Consider the following 17,100-nt stretch of genomic DNA (forward strand, 5'->3'; position numbering starts at 1 on the left):
GCGCTCGCCCATGTCGGCCCGGTCAACGCACCGGAATTCGCCGATGTCATTTCCACCGAAAACCGGCTGAAGGCGCCGGCGGAAGCCACCGGCGGCAGCGTTCGCCGGCTGGCGTCATCCACGGCCCTTGGCAGCGACGTGACGCTGCCTTCCATCGTGCCCGTGCGCTCGGCTGGTGCTGCGTCCGGCAGCGACTGGATCGGCCTTCGCACGACCGACGACAGCGTGCTCAAGGCCGTCTCGCGCGTGCCGCTGTTCGGCGGCTTCCTCGGCCTCGGCCTGCTGCTTTTGGCAATGGGTTCGATGTGGTACCGCGAGGGGCGGTAGCTTCCTTTTTCCTTCTCCCCGTNNAGGGCGGATGAGGGGCAGCCCCGGCCTGAAATGATCAGCGATCTTGACGGCAGACATATGATGGCCAACGTCAGCGCCGCCCCTCATTGTCCTGCCGGGTCCTGCCGGACATTTCTCCCCGTAAACGGGGCGAAAGACGCTGTTGCGAGTGATTTCGCCAATCACCAGCGTTGCAAAAAGGAAGCTAAGGACAATCCCTGCCCTACTCCTCCGGCTCGGTCGTGAACATCAGCGGATAGCCCTTGGCCTTGCCGGCATCGGTGGCGCGCGTCGCCTTGGTCTCGGCGACATCCCTGGTGAAGACGGCGACGACGCAGACGCCGCGCCGGTGCGCGGTGATCATCACCCGGTGCGCCTGGTCTTCGCTGAGCTTGAACTCGCCCTTCAGCACCGTCACCACGAATTCGCGCGGTGTGAAATCATCATTGACGAGGATGACCTTGTAGAGCTTCGGCCGTTCGACCTGCGGCTTGACTTGGGTACGCGGTTTTGTGGTGATTTCAGGCATCGGAACCGACAATTTGTATAAGCGACCTGACCGCCATTCTGGCACCAGCGAAAGCGGCCGTCCATTTTGATTGACGCGCAAAGCCAATGTCCGGCGGGCGCGGGCATTCACAATCATGTGGGAAAGTGTCGGTTGCCGTTCAACGGCCCTGGCGGCCAAAGATGCGGCGATTTGCGCCCGCGTCTGCCCGACGTTCCAGCCATGCCGCGATCGGCCATGCGACGGCGCAGATCAGCGTCGCGCCGGTCAGCATGATCAGCAGCCAGGTCTGTGCCGGGGTGATGTAGTCCCAATTGGTGGAAATCGCCGGCGCAAACAGCGAAGGCTCCGTGCGCCCGCTGGCCGGATCCGGTACCGGGCTGGCGGTGAACAGGATCAGCACCCTGGCGACGCCGGTGGCCACCAGGCCGCCGATCACCATCGAGCGCAAAATGGACGAAAGCCGCTTCTTCATGCGGATTGTCCTACACGACCGGCATTGCAAACGGGTTAAGCACGATCGAGATGCGTGGCTGGAAGCCGCCGGTGTTCAGCTCATCGACCATGCACTTGGCAGAAGGCCGCCCCAGCCGGTTTGCGGCTGGAACGGCCCTGCTAGAACTGACCTCGAAGCTGATCAGGGCTTCTTCGGAGCAGCCTTCGGGGCCGCCGCCTTCGCGGGCGCCTTCTTGACTGGGCACTTGTGCTTCTTGGTCACCTTGCAGACGGTCTTCTTGGCGACCTTCTTCGGAGCAGCCTTGGCCGGAGCGGTGGTCGTCGCGGCAGCAGCCGGAGCGGTGGTCGTGGTGGCAGCAGCCGGGGCAGCGGTCGTGGTGGCGGCTGCGTTGCCGAGAACCGGCATCGAGAAGGCGAGAGCAACGGAGAGGCCGAGGGCGGACAGGAGGGACTTTTTCATGGCTTCATTTCCTTTTTATGCGGGTCGAATTTCTGATGTCACTGAACCGGGTCGTTCGGTGTCACTCCAAGCAGCTTCAAAGCGTTGGCGAGCATCCGGATGCCCTGCGCCTGTTTCTTGGCGGCGCAGTACCGGTTGCCCTTTCTCTGAAGTGCCTTTGCCGCGGTGACCTGCGTTGCCGTGGCATGGGTTTCGAGGGCTTCATCAAATTGGTGGCTGAGATTGGCGCACCGTTCGCTCCGGGTCGTGAGCGTCACCTTTGCGTCCGATTGTCCGACAGCGGCAGTGACCAGGCCAAGGCCCAGCAACGCACCCAACAAACTGATCGACAACCTTGGCATCGGTTTATCCGTAAACCCGGAGACTAGCGTCGCAGCCGATGACCTGACCGCCACGAGATCCGTTATGCCTTTGAAATTTTTCAGGAGTTTTTCTGAACTGTAGAATTTTGTTTCTGGATTGTGTCTGAGAAAGCCGGTGTGAACCCATCATCACCACTGGCCAACATATGGCCTGAATTCTATCGTGTGGGTTGCGACAGAACGGCTTGGCAATCAACAATGACAGGGCTGCTGTGAAATCCGACGCACACATACTGATCGTCGACGACGACAAGGGCATCCGCGACCTGCTGCAGGAATTCTTCCAGAAGCGGGGCCTGCACACCTCGGTTGCCGCCGACGGCATCGAGATGGAGACCATCCTGCGCCGCACGCAGGTGGATCTCATCGTCCTCGACGTGATGCTGCCCGGCAAGAGCGGGCTGGAGCTGTGCCGCGACCTGCGCGCCCAGTATTCGACGCCGATCATCATGCTGACCGCCGTCACCGAGACGACCGACCGCGTCGTCGGCCTGGAGATGGGCGCCGACGATTATGTGCCGAAACCCTTCGACCCGCGCGAGTTGCTGGCGCGCATCCGCGCCGTGCTCAGGCGCAATGGCGCCGCCGAACCCAAGCGCGCCACCACCAAGCAGATCTACCGTTTCGCCGGCTGGACGATGGACAGTTCGCGGCGCCGGCTGATCGCCCCCGACGATGTCAGGGTCGAGTTGACCATGGCGGAATTCAACCTGCTGCAGACCTTCGTCAAGAGCGCGCAACGTGTGCTGACCCGCGACCAGCTCATCGAACTGTCCGGCGGCGACAGCGACTATTCCTTCGACCGCAGCATCGATATCCTGGTCAGTCGGTTGCGGCGCAAGATGGAAGACGACCCGAAAACACCCAAGCTGATCCTCACCGTGCGCAGCGGCGGCTACCAGTTCCTGCCTGAGACGACCTCCGAATGAGACGTTTCCTGCCGCAGACCTTGCCTGTCTGGGTGCTGCTGATCGTCATCGCCGGCCTGCTGATCAGCCAGGTCGCGACCCTCTACATCGTGTCGCGCGACCGCGCCGCCGCCAATGACGAGGTCGACCTCTACCGGCTCAACGACCGCGCTTACTCGCTGGTGCAGCTCATGCATGACGCCACGCCGGAGCAACGCAAGGCGACGGCGACCGGCCTGTTCAATTCCACCTACGCGCTCACCGTCTCGGACACGCCGGCGGTCACCTCGTCGATTGCCGGCGACGACGAACTGGCGGAACTCGAAGACATCCTCGTCGGTCGGCTGTCGAAGTTCGGCATCACCGATGCGCGCGTGCGGCGCGATCCGGCGACGCGCGAGGCCGACGACGCCACCGGCATGGCGCCGGGACCCGATATCGGCCAGGTGGAACGCGACCTTCTGGTGCTGGCAGCCGACTTCGCCCAGAGCGACAAGCTGACGGCGTCGGTGCGTTTCGCCGACGGCCAATGGCTGAACTTCACCGAGCCGAACACGCCCGTCGGGCCGATCCTGAGCTTCGACAGCCTGCCGCTCTATTCGCTGATCGCAGGCCTGGTGGTGATCATGTCGATCTGGTCGTTGCGCCGGCTGACGGCGCCCTACCGGATGATGGAAACCGCCGTGAACCGGATCGGCAAGGACCTGAAGAGCCCGCCCATCGCTGAAGGCGGCAGCCGCGAGGTGCGCGCCGCCGCCAAGGCGATCAACGCCATGCAGGCTCGGTTGCGCGAATATGTCGAGGACCGCGAACATCTGGCGGCGGCACTGGCGCATGATCTGCGCACGCCGATGACCAGGATGCGCCTGCGCCTGGAGCTGTTGCGCAAATCGGCGGTTCGCGAGGCGCTGGCGCACGATCTCGCCGATGTCGAGAGCATCGCCAGCTCGGTGATCGACTTCGCCACCTTCGAGGTAACCGAGGAAAAGAACGAACGCATCGACTTCTGGTCGCTCGTGGAATCGATCGCCGACAGCTATGACGACGTCTCGTTCGACGACGATACAAGATCACGCGGTCTGATCTGCATGGCGCGGCCGGTCGCGCTCAAGCGCTGCGTCACCAATCTGGTGCAGAACGCGGTCACCTACGGCAAGAAGGCGCATCTCAGCTTGCGCCGGTCGGAAAACATGATCCTGCTCACCATCCGCGATGAAGGGCCGGGCATACCGCAGGCCCAAATCGACGCCGTGTTCGGCTCTTTCGTGCGCCTCGAACAATCGCGCAACCGCCAGACCGGCGGTCTCGGGCTGGGTCTCACCATCGCCCGCAACATCGCGCGTGCCGCCGGCGGCGAGATCAGCCTGTCCAACAATCCGGGTGGTGGCCTGCTGACGCAACTGCGCCTGCCGCTGGCGGCTTAAAGACGTAAAAACGAGGCGCGCCCGATCGCAGCGCCTCATCGACTTCCGGTTCCGAAGAAACTACCGCCGCAGCACCGCGCTCAACACATCGCGGATGCCGATGGCGCCGACAAAGCGGGACTGGTCGTCGAACAGCGCCACGGGTGCGGTCTGCGAACGGTGCATGGCCAGCATCACGGTTTTCAGCGACGTGCCGGGATTGGCCCAGAACACCTGCGCTACTTCCTCGGGCTGGCCCTCGACGTCGGCGCAGGACACCCACACCGCCGGCTTGCCGTCGCGTTCGGCCGCCGCCACCAGCCCGTGATCGTCGATCTTGAAGCGTGTCGTCTTGCGTCGGTCGAGCCACACCCAGCCATCCTTGCCGTGATCGAGGTCGCGGCGGTCGCGCATCACGTTCCAGGCGGTCAGCACCGACAGCGGGTTCACATTGGCGATGAAGTCGCGGACATAGTCGTTGGCGGGCCGCAGCACGATGTCTTCCGGCGCGCCGGTCTGCACGATGCGGCCACCCTCCATGATGGTGATGTGGCTGCCGATCTTCAGCGCCTCCTCGAGGTCGTGGCTGACGAAGATGATGGTCTTCTTCAGCTCGGCCTGCAGCTGCAGCAACTCATCCTGCAGCTTGGTGCGGATCAGCGGGTCGAGCGCCGAGAACGGCTCGTCCATCAACAGGATCGGCGCCTCGGTGGCGAAGGCGCGGGCCAGGCCGACACGCTGCTGCATGCCGCCCGACAGCTCATGCGCATATTTCTTCGACCACTGGTCGAGATTGACCAGCTTGAGCTGGCGTTGCACGCGCTCCTTGCGCTCGGCTTCCGGCACGCCGGCGAGTTCGAGGCCGAGGCCGACATTCTCCTCCACCGTGCGCCAGGGCAGCAGGCCGAACTGCTGGAACACCATCGCCACCTGCTTCTGGCGCAGACGCCGCAACGTCGCCTCGTCGCAAGTGACGACGTCGACCGTCTTGTCGCCATCCTTGACCAGCACCTGGCCGCGCGACACCACGTTGAGCCGGTTGACCGCCCGCAGCAATGTCGATTTGCCCGAGCCGGACAGGCCCATCAGCACCGAGATCTCGCCCTCGTTCACGGTCAGGCTGGCGCCGGCGCAGCCGAGCACATTGCCGGTCTTCTCGAGGATCTCGGCGCGGGTGGCGCCGGCGTCGATCATCGCCAGCGATCCGGCCTGGTCGGCGCCGAAGACGATATCGACGTTCCTGAAATCGACGGCGACGGTCATTTCTTGCCTCCAACCGCAATTCGGGTCATCCGGTCGAGCACGATGGCGAGCACGACGATTGCCAGGCCAGCCTCAAGCCCGAGGTCGATGCGGCGCGAGCCGAGCGCCCGGTTGATTTCGGTGCCGAGGCCGCCGGCGCCGATCAGCGCTGCGAACACCACCATCGACAGCGACAGCATGATCGACTGCGTCAGACCGGCCATGATGGTGGGCAGCGCCGAGGGCAGCTCCACCTTCCACAGCAGCTGGCTCTTGGTGGCGCCGAAAGCCTCGCCGGCCTCGACGATCGACTTCGGCACCGAGACGACGCCGAGATGGGTGAGCCGGACCGCGGTCGGGATGACGAAAATGATGGTGACGATGAGGCCGGGCGCGTTGCCGAGGCCAAACAGGGTCAGCACCGGGATCAGGTAGACGAAGGTCGGCAGCGTCTGCATCAGGTCGAGCACCGGCAGCATGACGCGATAGACCTTCGGCTTGTGCGCCGCCCAGATGCCGAGCGGCACGCCGATGGCCATGGCCATGGCAGCGGCCGCGACGACCAGCACCAGCGTCTGCACCGTCTGCTTCCACAAATTCTGGTTGATGATGAAGATCAGGCCGAGAAAGACGCCGATGGCGAGCGGCCTCGAGCGCTGCAGCAACCAGGCGATGACGGCGATGATCAGCGCCAGCAGCACCGGCGGCACCATCAGCAGGATGCCGACCAGCCCGTCGAGCAGGAAATTGAGGCCATTCGAAAAGGCCCTGAACACAGTGTCGAAATTGTCGGTGAGGAAACCGAAAAACGCCTTTCCCCAGGCGCCGATCGGAATCTTGTGATCGACCATGAATTTCGAAATCGGATCCATATCGCCCCTCTCATGCAGGAGACCGCCCTGCCCTCGGCCTCAACCATCGTCCCGTCATCTTGTCACAGGATATGAAAAAGGGCAGCCTTTTCTAAATGGCTGCCCTTCCTGGTTCGGCTTTGCCGAATTCAGTCGGCTCAGCTTCCGAGCGCGGTCTTGACGGCAGCCGCAGCGTCGCCACCGTCGAAGGTGGTCACGCCGGCGATCCACGGGGCAACCGCGTCCGGGTGCTTCTTCAGCCAGTCGGCCGCAACCGTGTTGGCATCGCCGCCCTTGAGGATCGCGTCCATCATCTGACCTTCCATGTCCAGATTGAACTTGAGGTTGGCGATGAACTTGCCGGCATTCGGGCACTCGGTGGTGTAGCCCTTGCGCACATTGGTAAAGACGGTGGCGGCGCCGAAGCCGCTGTCGCCCATGCCGTCGAGATAGGTGATCTTCATGGCGCCCATCACCGGATGCGGCGTCCAGCCGAGGAAGGCGATCCACTCATTGTTCTTCATCGACTGCTCGGCCTGCGTCAGCATGCCGGCCTCCGAGGATTCGACCAGCTCGAAGCCTTCGAGATTGTCCTTCGGGTTCTTGATCATGTCGAGGATGATGCGGTTGCCGTCATTGCCCGCCTCGATGCCATAGATCTTGCCGTTGAACTTGTCCTTGAACTTGCCGATATCGGTCAGCGACTTGACGCCGGCATCCGCGACATAGGTCGGCACGACGATGCCGTAGCCGGCGCCGGTCAGGTTCGTGCTGATCGTCTCGACCGAACCGTCGGCGGTGTAGTCCTTGATGTCGTTGGTCATCGAAGGCATCCAGTTGCCGAGGAAGACATCGAGGTCCTTGTTCTTCAGCGAAGCCATGGTCACCGGGACCGACAGCTGGATCGTCTGCGGCTCGTAGCCGAGTGCGGTGAGCAGCACCGATGCAATGCCGGTCGTCGCCTGGATGTCGGTCCAGCCGACATCGGAAAGGCGCACCGCCTTGCAGCTTGCCGGATCACCGGCGAAGGCAGCGCTCGTGGACAACAATGCCGCCAGGCCGAGGCCGGCGACGAAGGAATTCATGCGCGACATAGATATTCTCCCATTGTGATTCTTTGGCGAGGCGTAGTAACGGTTTCTCTGCCCGCCTTGTTTCGTCAGCCAAACACCATTCTGGTGTGGATTCAAGCGTTAAGGCAATCACGATCAACGGCGCGGGCTGGCCAATGAGCGACACGGCCGACGCTTTTGTCGTGCCGGACAGCTTTTTCAGAGACGGGCCGGCTTTTTCAGGGGAATGCCGCCGCGGCCCCTCCCCGTATCAGGCCAAGTCGGCTTAAAAGAGCGGCATGGCCAAGCTCTATTTCCACTATGCGACGATGAATGCCGGCAAGACGACGATGCTGTTGCAGGCGTCGTATAATTATCGCGAGCGCGGCATGGGCACGATGCTGTTCGTCGCCGGCCACTACCGCAAGGGCGATACCGGCCTGATCTCGTCGCGCATCGGCCTGGAGACGGAAGCCGAGATGTTCCGTGACGGCGACGATCTGTTCGCCCGCGTCGCCGATCACCACGCGCACACATCGGTGCATTGCGTCTTCGTCGACGAGGCGCAGTTCCTCGAGGAAGAGCAGGTCTGGCAGCTCGCCCGTATCGCCGACCGCCTGAAAATTCCGGTCATGTGCTACGGCCTGCGCACCGATTTCCAGGGCAAGCTGTTTTCCGGCTCGCGCGCATTGCTGGCCATCGCCGACGATTTGCGTGAAGTGCGCACCATCTGCCGCTGCGGCCGCAAGGCGACGATGGTCGTGCGCCTCGGCCCCGATGGCAAGGTGGCGCGCCAGGGCGAGCAGGTGGCGATCGGCAAGGACGTCTATGTCTCGCTCTGCCGCCGCCACTGGGAAGAAGAGATGGGCCGCGCCGCGCCCGACGACTTCATCGGCTTTATCAAAGGCTGACTCTATCTCTTGATTTTTGGAGCAGTTCCTAGAGCATGATGCCGAAAAGTGTGAGGCGGTTTTCGGACGACATCATGCTCTATCTATTTGATTTAGAGCCGGATGATTTCAGGTCGATTCGACCTGAAATCATCCGGCTCTAGGGGGAAGCGCCACGTGCTTTCGCGGGAATTGCTCCGGGCTCATACAGTCGAGACACGCCATTTCGGAAACCGCCAACCCAGCCGCACGCCAAGCGTTGCCAATGCGATCAGCGCCATGCCGGCTGCCTGCGCCGGTCCGAGCGGATGCCCGTAGATCGCCCAGTCAACGATGATCGCGACGACCGGGTAGATGAAGGTGATCACGCCGATCACCGGTGTCGTCAGGCGCGGAAAGGCCGAATTCATCAACACATAGGCAATGCCGGTGTGCAGCACGCCGATGCCGAGCAGCCAGCCCCATGACGCGGGCGCAACATGTTGGCCGATGCCGGCGAACGGGGCGAGCATGACGATACCAACCACCGTCTGGCAAAGCACGGTGATCTCGGCGCGCTGCTGGCCAAGGCCCTTGGCGAGGATCGTTGCAACGGCATAGAGCAAGGCGGCGCCCAGCGTCAGCGCAATGCCCAGCGCCCGGCTGGCATCGGGATGGCCGTGCGCGACGACGAGGCCGCTGGCCAGCACGACCCCGACAAACGCCCCGAACATCCACAGCAGTTGGTCGAGCGAGATGCGTTCCCTCAGGAAAGCCACGCCGATCAGGACCACGAAGAACGGCTGGACATGGTAGACGATCGTCGTCGTGGCGATCGACGTCATGGCGAAGCCGGCGAAGAAGGCCGTCCAGCTCAGCACCATGCAGACGCCGGCAAGTGCTGCAAGGGCAAGCCGGGACGGCGACAGCGTCCGGTCCGGCAGATAGCCGCGCAACAGGCACCATGCGAACAGGAAGATCGCGCCGAACACGCACCGCCAGAAGACGACGGTGACGGGATGCAGTCCCGATTCCGTGACGAAAGCGCCGACCGTTCCGGCGATCACCATCGCCAAAGCGAGGCTCGCGGCCGGAAAGCGGGCTGTCGATGCGTCTGCCATGGGGTGTTCGTCCAGCTGGTGCGGCAGCCATCTGGTCACTGGCAAGGCTTTCAAACAAGCGAATAGATTTGGGAACATCTATTCGATATGCTGATAGCACCATGGCCGCGCCACTCGACCTCAATCTGCTGAAAACCTTCGTCGCCGTCGTCGAGAGCGGCAGTCTTTCCAATGCAGCACCTCGGGTGGGCCGCAGCCAGTCGGCCGTCAGCATGCAGATGCAGCGGCTGGAGGAGATGGTCGGCAACCAGCTTCTGGTGCGTGGTCCCAGAACGGTTACTCCCAATGCCATCGGCGAGGATTTCCTGATCTATGCGCGTCGGTTGCTGAAGCTGTCGGATGAAGCATGGGCAAGCGTCACCCGGCCGAAGGAGACCGGCAGCGTCCGTCTGGGTGTGCCGGACGACTATGCCGCCTTCCTGTTGCCGCCCGTGCTGTCGCGCTTCGCAGCGGAGCATCCCCTGGTGACGGTGGAGTTGATCTGCGAACAATCGACCGCACTGGTGAAGACGCTGGCCGAGGGGCGGCTGGATCTCGCCATCGTCACCCGCTTGCCGGAGCAGCCGCTCGAGGTGATCCGGCTGGAGCGCTTCGTCTGGGTCGCCTCGCCAAACCATGTCGCCTGGCAGGCCGACCCGCTTCCTGTCGCCTTGTTCGAACCTGGCTGCGCCGCCAGGATGAATGTCCTGCAGGCGCTTGGCGATGCCGACCGCTCCTATCGCTGCACCTATTCAAGCGCCTCTCTGCTTGGCCTGATCGCGGTCGTCCAGGCAGGGCTCGCGGTGGCTGGCCTCGCCCTGCGCAGCGTGCCGCCTTCACTGCGCATCATCGGCGGCAATGAAGGGCTTCCGGTGCTGCCGGACCTCGAAATCGGCATCCTGCGCAACCCGCTGTCGACGAAGCCGGCGGTCGAACGGCTGAATGATTTCCTACGCCGCGACCTGGCCCAGCAAGCCTGACTTGCTATGCAATTGTCATGGCGTGTCTTCCGCAATCCCGCCACGATGCAGCGTTTGTTAAGGCCTCGGCCCTATAAGGCCGACAGCCAGAGCTCTCCGGGGTCAGCCATGTTTCGAGCCGCTTCGTCCGCCAGCATTCTTCTCCTTGCCACCGCGCTTACCGCCCATGCCGGCGGTGACCCGGCCCTGGGCAAACATGTCTTCAACCGGTGCATCGCCTGCCACGAAGCAGCCACCGACCGCGACAAGGTCGGCCCGCATTTGATGGGCGTCGTCGGCCGCACAGCCGGTAGCGCCGAAAGTTTTCTTGGTCACTACTCCGAGGCGATGAAGGGCGCAGGTGCTGCCGGCCTGGTCTGGGATGAAGCCAACCTTGCCGAATACCTCAAGGCCCCCAAGCTGAAAGTGCCTGGCAACAAGATGGCGTTTGCCGGCCTGACCAATGACGACGACATCGCCAATGTCATCGCCTATCTGAAGGCCGATCCCAAGCCCTGATCCGCTGTCCGCCTCTGTAAAGCCGGCTTTCGCTTCGCATATCGCGGCCGCGATTGCTTCAGTGGTTTGCCGAATACAAAGGCATCCATGCGCCATCGTTTTGCGGCATGAAAGTTCAATGGCAGCTGAACTATGTCCGACCGACAAGCTAATCACGCCATGACCCCGCCTTCATTGACTTTCAAGACCGCGACGGATTCTTTTGTTTTCGGGGCGGTTGTTGTCTTGCGTCTTTCAATCCCCGGATGCCCCACATATATTCGCCGCTGTTCGCGACCAGCGACGTGATGCCGAAGCGGGAGGCCCCAATGGCGACATTGCAGAATTTCGACGCCGAAATTGCCAAGACCAAGCAGGTCGTGCAGGACATGCGCACCAAGATCGAGCAGTCCGGCACCGTGCTTGACACGCTCGCCACCGCCGACAAGAAGATCGGCGACGCCAATTTTGACATCGAAAACGCCCGCATCGAGGACGTGCTGAAGCAGCAGAAGGTGATGGAAGGCAACATCGCCGACCTGATCATCGGGTTGGAGGACGCCACCAACGTCTTCGGCGCCGAGTTCGAGAGCATGAAGAACTACACCGGCTGGGAAAAATTCATCGGCGTCTTCTCCAGCCAGAGCAAGCAGCGCATGCGCACCGACCGCGTCCGCAACATGTCGCTGGCCGGCAATCTGCAGGAACTGCTGGTCAAGTCCGACACCATCGTCGGCATCCTGAAGGCGCAGAAAGAAGTCCTCGACCAGCGCTACAAGACCTCCGAGACCAGCCTGTCGCAGGTCATCGAGCGCCGCAAGACCACGATGACCAACCTCGAAGCCGTGCAGAAGCGCATCGAGGAGCTCAACCCGATGCTGCTCGACATCGAAAACAAGATCGCCGCTTCGACCAGCCAGAAGGACCGCACGCAGCTTGAAGGCGAACGCTCCAAGCTGGCGACGGAATACAATGAAAAGCAGGCCAAGGAGCAGGAGCTGCTTGCCGAGAGCCAGACGCTCGAGCGCTACACCTCGATGTTCCAGACCTTCGTCGATTCGCTCAACAACCAGATCGCCGCGCAGTCGACGCTGATCAACAAGCTGACCATCGATACCGAGCAGCGCATCGTGCTTTACAAGGCGCTGGAAGATTCGCTGAAGACCGCCGCCCAGCAGGACGTCGCCCACAAGATCAACACGCTGGGCAGCCAGGTCGACAACACCGCCGAGGAAACCATGGCCGGCATCGGTGCTGCCTCGCAAAAGCACATCGGCGACCTGCTCGAGATGCACGAGAAGAACATGGTCGCCACCGCCGACATCCAGCGCCGCAAGAAGCTCGCCGACGATGCCTTCGCCCGCCGCTTCGACGAGGTGCTGAAGAAGCACAATTCGGCAAACTACGTGCAGTCTTAGGGGTGACAGGACTGCCCACGAGCGCACAGGCATGACCCCCGAAAACGAAGCGGCGGCACGGTATTTTTCCGCCATCACGGCCGCGCTCAGCGGCCTTGAAGTGTTCATGCGCGACGATCGCTCGCCGCTCTACCGGCATGGCATCGTCGCCAAGATCGTCGCCGAATACATCGCCCGGCTGGACAAGTCGTTTGCCTGCTGGCGCAACCGGCTGGGCTTCATGGACACGTTCCGCATTTCGCGCGCCGAGAGCGGCTTCCCGGTGTTCCAGAACCTGCTCGAACTGGAAAACGACCGCCGCCAGGCCGACGCGCGGCTTGCCAACATTCCGCTGGCCGGCGAGTTGCGCGAGGAAATGGCCGACTTCATCCTGCGCCACAAGGAATTCCCCGAAGCGCTGCAGAAGTCGATGGCCGAGCGGCTCTATCTCGAGGACGTGAAAAGCGAGAACACGTTCGGCCCGTTCACCCTGGCGCAAACGGCCAAGGTCTCGGTCAACCCGAAGACGGCGCGGCCCTATTATCTCGTCCACTGGGCGACGTTCGACGGCAGCGCCAACCTGCCGCTGGTCTATATGGTGACGGTGGAGGATTCTTCCGAAGCGATGATCCGCCAGCTCGTCGACAGAAACGGCAAGCTGAACGAGACGATCGACATTCCGCTGCCGGTCGACGGCCTGCTCAATCCCGAGCTTGCCCACCGCTTCGACGATTTCACCGAGAAGAATTCGGCCTACACGCTGTCGCCGGCGACCATCGCCGTCAACCTCGACAAGGATTTCGAGCCGCTGCACCCCAAGCAGCTGCGCCGCGTCGTGCTCGGCCCTTTCTATTCGGCGGGCATCACCGACAACAATTCGACGGTGACCGAGGTCCTGGACAAGGTGCGCAAGCCGGAAAATGCCTGGCTGCTGACCTGGACCATCCAGGAGGTCTATTCCAAGAGCGAGAAACCCGGCCGCAAGGGCCTGTTTTCGAGCGAAAAGACGACGCAGGAATTCTTCATCAACACCGACGATCTGGAAGCCGCGCGCCAGGGCGTGTCGAGCTACGAAAACCACGCGCTGATCCCGCATGAGGCCTACCAGGCGCTCTACGCCGCCGGCGAGGCGCAGAAGATCTTTGCCGGCTACAAGGTTCACATCCTGTCCAATGGACAGGTCATTTCAGACGTCTGACCGTCACACCACGGAGCACCCTTCATGGATAACGGCCTGACCACCATCCCGGAAGCCGCCATCGAGAAACACCGCGCCACCGCGCAGAGCTTCATCACCCGCATTGTCGTGCTGGAGGATCCGTCACGCGAGTCCGGCACCGCACTTGCCGGCACCAACCGCCGCTTCGTCTCGACCGTTTCGGTCGGTTCGGTGCGCCGCACGCGCGAGGTCGAACTGTCGAAGACCGTCGGCGCCGTCCATCCCGACGACCAGCTGCTGACCATCCCGCAGCACACGCTCTTGTTTCGCGCCCGGCGCGGCACGGCGATCGCGCTCGCAGTATCAGACGTCTTCGCCGAAGGCTCCGACCTCGAAAGCCTGCAGGCCAAGAACACCCGCGCGCCGCTTGAAGGCGACGAGGCGTCTACCTTCAAGAAGCTTCTGTCCGCCTCGGCCTACATTTCGGCTTTCAGCCTCGCCTCCTATCTGTTCCAGCTGATCGACAGCGACGGCGAGGCGCCTAACGATAGTCCCGAACCGGACTTCCTGTTCGACACGCCGCAGGATGCGGTGAAGTCGATCCTCGCCGGCCTCGACAAGGCGATCTCGGGATCGTCCGACGACGCCGATTTGATGACCCGGGCACGCGCGTTTGCCCGCGTCGCCATCGACGGGCTGCTGGCGCGCAAGGGTCGCTTCGACGGCATTGGACCGTTCGAGAACGCCCATATCCGCATCGATGTCGACGATTTCACCCTCGATGGTTTCGACGTGGCGCCGGGCAAGCGCTCCAAGCCGCTGGTGATGACCTTCAAGACGCCGGAAGAGGTCGTCGGCAACCACATCGCCAAATACCAGTCGGTCAAGCTCGCCAAGATGCTGATGGCCTATGATTTCGAGCGCGAACTGAACCCGTTCGTCGAGCTTGGCGGCTTCCTGTTCACCTTCATCGGCGACGGCGCGCCTGGCACCGGCAAGACGACGCTGATCCAGATGATCGCCGGCCTCGTCAACGGCTACTGCCAGGTCGCCGGCTATCCCTTCGCCTATGAGAATTTCGGCGTCGACCAGATCTCGTCCTACCAGGGCAAGTCAGGCCAGAACTGCCGCCAGTTCATCAACAATGTGCTGAACCCGCGCGTCATCGGCTTCGGCACCATCGACGATATCGACCAGGTGGCGGCGCGCCGCTCCGACGACCGCGCCTCGGCCGGCCAGCAGGAGATAACCGGCGTTTTGATGGACGCCTTCGCCGGCGCCGCCACCGTGGTGCGCGGCAACTGCTCATTCGGCATGTTCTCCAACTACCCCGAAAATGTCGACGACGCGCTGCGCCAGCGTGCCGGCGCCCGCTGGCTGGTCGACGGGCCGCAGAGCCGCGACGACTACATCGACATCTTCGTGCTGCTTGCCGGCAAGAACCACAAGATCCCGCTCGGCGACCACGATCTCTACGCCGCGCAGGAAATCCAGCGCGCCGTGACCGAGGCCTATGAGGAGCACGAGAAGCCACAAGAAGACGGGCTGATCAAGGTCTACGAACGCTACATGAAGGAGAACGGCGCGCCGAAATCGATGGCCGACATCGGCACCTATCTGCACCTGATCAAGGATGCCGAGCCGCGCTTCACCGGCCGCGCCATCAAGAACGTCACCGACGCCATCAAGATGCGCGCCATGGACATCGAGCTTCCCGACGACTGGTTCGAGAAGCCGGAAGCCTTCATGCACAAGGGCTACGACGAGAAGAAAGCGATGATCGAGGAACTGCGCGGCCCCTTCTCGATGGACATGGTCATGCAGGAGATCAACCGCTACGCCGACTCGGAGTTCCGCTATTCCGACAAGTCCGACGACTCCGCGGTGCAAAAACTGCTGCGCGACGCCCGCCTGCGCGAACGGGCCGCGCGCGAGATGGAGGAGATGAAGAAGAAGGGGCTGTGGAATGCGTGAGTCGCGCCGTCCTTCCCTTCTCCCCTTGTGGGAGAAGGTGTCGCCGAAGGCGACGGATGAGGGGTGTTCCAGCTTGGCACCGACGGCGCTCCGGCCAACACCCCTCAACCGTCTCGGCGCTGCGCGCCGATCCACCTTCTCCCACAAGGGGAGAAGGAAGATCCGCGCCCCTCATCCGCCCTTCGGGCACCTTCTCCCCGTAAACGGGGAGAAGGGAAGATGAGCCCCGCCAAAAAACCCGATCTTCTGCGCGACAACGAGCTGATCTATGGCCGGCTGCTGACGGTCGACGAGCCGCATCTGATCCAGCGCTACAACAAGGCGCTGGCCGCATTCGGCTTGAAGCCAACGAAACTGAAAAGCTTCCAGATCGACCGCACCGGCTTCTCGCCCGAAGTGGCCGAGGAATGCGGCGATTACGATTATCTCGATCCCAACGAGGTCAACCGCCGTTTCATCATCCTGACGCCGTCGCAGGTCGACCTGCCGGTGGTGCACACCGCCTTCTCCAACACCTCGCAGCTGATGTTCGAGTTCATGTCCAAGAACCAGCGCGCCATCGACGCGCTGACCATCAAGGACGTCATCTACGGCGAGATCGAGGATTCCGTTCCCAAGGTCAACGACATCGAAGACCTGCTGTCGATCAGCCAGGTCGAATTCAAGGTGCTGTCGGCCGAGGATGTGTTGGGCAAGGCCGCCGAACTCGGCAAGCTCGTCGACAGGCTGAAGCAGGAGCCCGACGCCTGGCGCGACAACGCCATGCTGACCCGCATGGTCGAGCTCGCCAAGATCTGCGGCGACATCCGCGAGAACGCGCTGGTGCCGGACCAGGTGATCTTCCGCCACAACGCCTACTGGACGAGCCATTTCGGCGGCCTCTACGTGTTCGTCGACCCTGATATGACGACGGTGATCAGTGATCCTTCAGCACCCGGCTTCCGCCGCTCACGGCCGTGGCAGGTCAGCTATCTCTCGATCAACGACGCCGACAAGGTGTTCAAGTTCCTCGCCACCACCGGCCGCATCGAGCTGCCGCGTGCCTCCTGGGTCGAGGCCTCGGGCTATCTCGAGCACCGCGCCGAGATGGTGGTGCGCGCGCTGATCCGCGACGCCGAGCCGGACCGCAACCTGACCGATGTCGACAAGGTCTGGCTGCAGACCTGGATCCAGAGCCATGCCGACCTGATCACCAGGGACGGCAATTTTCCCTTCCTCAACGCCGCCAAGCGCGAGATCGCCCAGCTCGGCCACCTCAAGATCGAGGATGTGTTCCCGCAGCAGCGCTTCCTGGTGATCCGCGCCAAGCCTGACCATCCCGACGCCTGGCTGACCAACCGGCTGATCTCGGATTTCGTGCCGTCGGACTTCGTCTCGCGCTACATCTTCAATAAGCAGGGCTTCTACAAGGACTATGACGGCTTCAGCGACGCCTGGCGATCGCATGTTGTGGACGTTCTCAAAACCACATATTTGAAGGACAAGGTGGCGTTTCGCACACGCCTCTACGGCCTGACTGACTAATGCATGTCGCCCAAAAGTGACCGCGGTTTTGGGAGAACGACATGCATA

17 protein-coding genes and 1 pseudogene are annotated in these 17,100 nt (G+C 62.7%); 10 read left to right on the plus strand and 8 right to left on the minus strand.

Translation table 11 applies throughout. The annotated features are described in order from the left end of the window. Positions 1 to 327: pseudogene (locus tag FCU66_RS38810) on the plus strand (hypothetical protein); the annotation flags it as partial. A gap of 226 nt (positions 328 to 553) precedes the next feature. Here FCU66_RS38810 and clpS read toward each other — a convergent pair. The 4 genes from clpS to FCU66_RS38830 all read right to left on the minus strand — a co-directional run bounded on the left by clpS (position 554) and on the right by FCU66_RS38830 (position 2,095). Then, positions 554 to 859 carry an ATP-dependent Clp protease adapter ClpS gene (gene clpS, locus FCU66_RS38815; RefSeq protein WP_136615922.1) on the minus strand — a complete coding sequence of 102 codons (306 nt, stop codon included), beginning with the start codon at positions 857 to 859 and terminating at the stop codon, positions 554 to 556. A 139-nt stretch (positions 860 to 998) separates the two neighbouring features. Continuing rightward, the gene (locus FCU66_RS38820; protein ID WP_136615921.1) at positions 999 to 1,313 is read right to left on the minus strand and encodes a hypothetical protein; all 315 of its coding nucleotides are present in this window, start codon (positions 1,311 to 1,313) and stop codon (positions 999 to 1,001) included. A gap of 162 nt (positions 1,314 to 1,475) precedes the next feature. Beyond that, complete coding sequence (locus FCU66_RS38825; RefSeq protein ID WP_136615920.1) at positions 1,476 to 1,754, minus strand: hypothetical protein; 279 nt, start codon at positions 1,752 to 1,754, stop codon at positions 1,476 to 1,478. Between the two features lie 38 nt (positions 1,755 to 1,792). After that, entirely contained in the window at positions 1,793 to 2,095 is a 303-nt protein-coding gene (locus FCU66_RS38830; protein ID WP_136615919.1) for a hypothetical protein, read from the minus strand. A gap of 233 nt (positions 2,096 to 2,328) precedes the next feature. On the opposite strand from FCU66_RS38830, the gene FCU66_RS38835 reads away from it, so the two are divergent. Next, entirely contained in the window at positions 2,329 to 3,045 is a 717-nt protein-coding gene (locus FCU66_RS38835; RefSeq protein ID WP_136615918.1) for a response regulator, read from the plus strand. Next, positions 3,042 to 4,448 (plus strand): ATP-binding protein, encoded by a 1,407-nt coding sequence (locus FCU66_RS38840; protein ID WP_136615917.1) that lies wholly within the window; start codon positions 3,042 to 3,044, stop codon positions 4,446 to 4,448. Before FCU66_RS38835 ends, FCU66_RS38840 begins: the two co-directional genes overlap by 4 nt. Before the next feature lie 60 nt (positions 4,449 to 4,508). On the opposite strand, the gene choV is transcribed toward FCU66_RS38840, so the two are convergent. The 3 genes from choV to FCU66_RS38855 all read right to left on the minus strand — a co-directional run bounded on the left by choV (position 4,509) and on the right by FCU66_RS38855 (position 7,614). Further along, positions 4,509 to 5,690 (minus strand): choline ABC transporter ATP-binding protein, encoded by a 1,182-nt coding sequence (gene choV / locus FCU66_RS38845; RefSeq protein WP_136615916.1) that lies wholly within the window; start codon positions 5,688 to 5,690, stop codon positions 4,509 to 4,511. Further along, positions 5,687 to 6,541: a choline ABC transporter permease subunit gene (choW, locus tag FCU66_RS38850; RefSeq protein ID WP_013529957.1), complete on the minus strand. Its 855-nt coding sequence runs from the start codon at positions 6,539 to 6,541 to the stop codon at positions 5,687 to 5,689. The genes choV and choW overlap by 4 nt, the downstream gene beginning before the upstream one ends. 137 nt (positions 6,542 to 6,678) lie before the next feature. Beyond that, positions 6,679 to 7,614 (minus strand): choline ABC transporter substrate-binding protein, encoded by a 936-nt coding sequence (locus tag FCU66_RS38855; RefSeq protein ID WP_127262898.1) that lies wholly within the window; start codon positions 7,612 to 7,614, stop codon positions 6,679 to 6,681. Positions 7,615 to 7,871: 257 nt separating this feature from the next. Here FCU66_RS38855 and FCU66_RS38860 point away from each other — a divergent pair, with 257 nt between their 5' ends. Further along, complete coding sequence (locus FCU66_RS38860) at positions 7,872 to 8,483, plus strand: thymidine kinase (protein ID WP_136615915.1); 612 nt, start codon at positions 7,872 to 7,874, stop codon at positions 8,481 to 8,483. A 182-nt stretch (positions 8,484 to 8,665) separates the two neighbouring features. Here FCU66_RS38860 and FCU66_RS38865 read toward each other — a convergent pair whose 3' ends face one another. Then, positions 8,666 to 9,562: a DMT family transporter gene (locus FCU66_RS38865; protein WP_136615914.1), complete on the minus strand. Its 897-nt coding sequence runs from the start codon at positions 9,560 to 9,562 to the stop codon at positions 8,666 to 8,668. Between the two features lie 101 nt (positions 9,563 to 9,663). On the opposite strand from FCU66_RS38865, the gene FCU66_RS38870 reads away from it, so the two are divergent. From FCU66_RS38870 to FCU66_RS38895, 6 genes are all read left to right on the plus strand, one after another. Continuing rightward, complete coding sequence (locus FCU66_RS38870; protein ID WP_136615913.1) at positions 9,664 to 10,521, plus strand: LysR substrate-binding domain-containing protein; 858 nt, start codon at positions 9,664 to 9,666, stop codon at positions 10,519 to 10,521. 108 nt (positions 10,522 to 10,629) lie between these two features. Continuing rightward, a complete protein-coding gene (locus tag FCU66_RS38875; RefSeq protein ID WP_136615912.1) occupies positions 10,630 to 11,019 on the plus strand; it encodes a c-type cytochrome in 390 nt (129 codons plus the stop codon). Between the two features lie 308 nt (positions 11,020 to 11,327). After that, complete coding sequence (locus FCU66_RS38880) at positions 11,328 to 12,416, plus strand: hypothetical protein (RefSeq protein WP_136615911.1); 1,089 nt, start codon at positions 11,328 to 11,330, stop codon at positions 12,414 to 12,416. 31 nt (positions 12,417 to 12,447) lie between these two features. After that, the gene (locus tag FCU66_RS38885) at positions 12,448 to 13,593 is read left to right on the plus strand and encodes a hypothetical protein (RefSeq protein WP_136615910.1); all 1,146 of its coding nucleotides are present in this window, start codon (positions 12,448 to 12,450) and stop codon (positions 13,591 to 13,593) included. A gap of 24 nt (positions 13,594 to 13,617) precedes the next feature. Then, positions 13,618 to 15,528: an AAA family ATPase gene (locus FCU66_RS38890; protein ID WP_136615909.1), complete on the plus strand. Its 1,911-nt coding sequence runs from the start codon at positions 13,618 to 13,620 to the stop codon at positions 15,526 to 15,528. 219 nt (positions 15,529 to 15,747) lie between these two features. Beyond that, entirely contained in the window at positions 15,748 to 17,052 is a 1,305-nt protein-coding gene (locus FCU66_RS38895) for a DUF6638 family protein (RefSeq protein ID WP_136615908.1), read from the plus strand. The last annotated feature ends 48 nt before the right edge of the window (positions 17,053 to 17,100 follow it).

It is taken from the genome of Mesorhizobium norvegicum, from assembly GCF_004919685.1.
Lineage (GTDB): Bacteria > Pseudomonadota > Alphaproteobacteria > Rhizobiales > Rhizobiaceae > Mesorhizobium > Mesorhizobium norvegicum.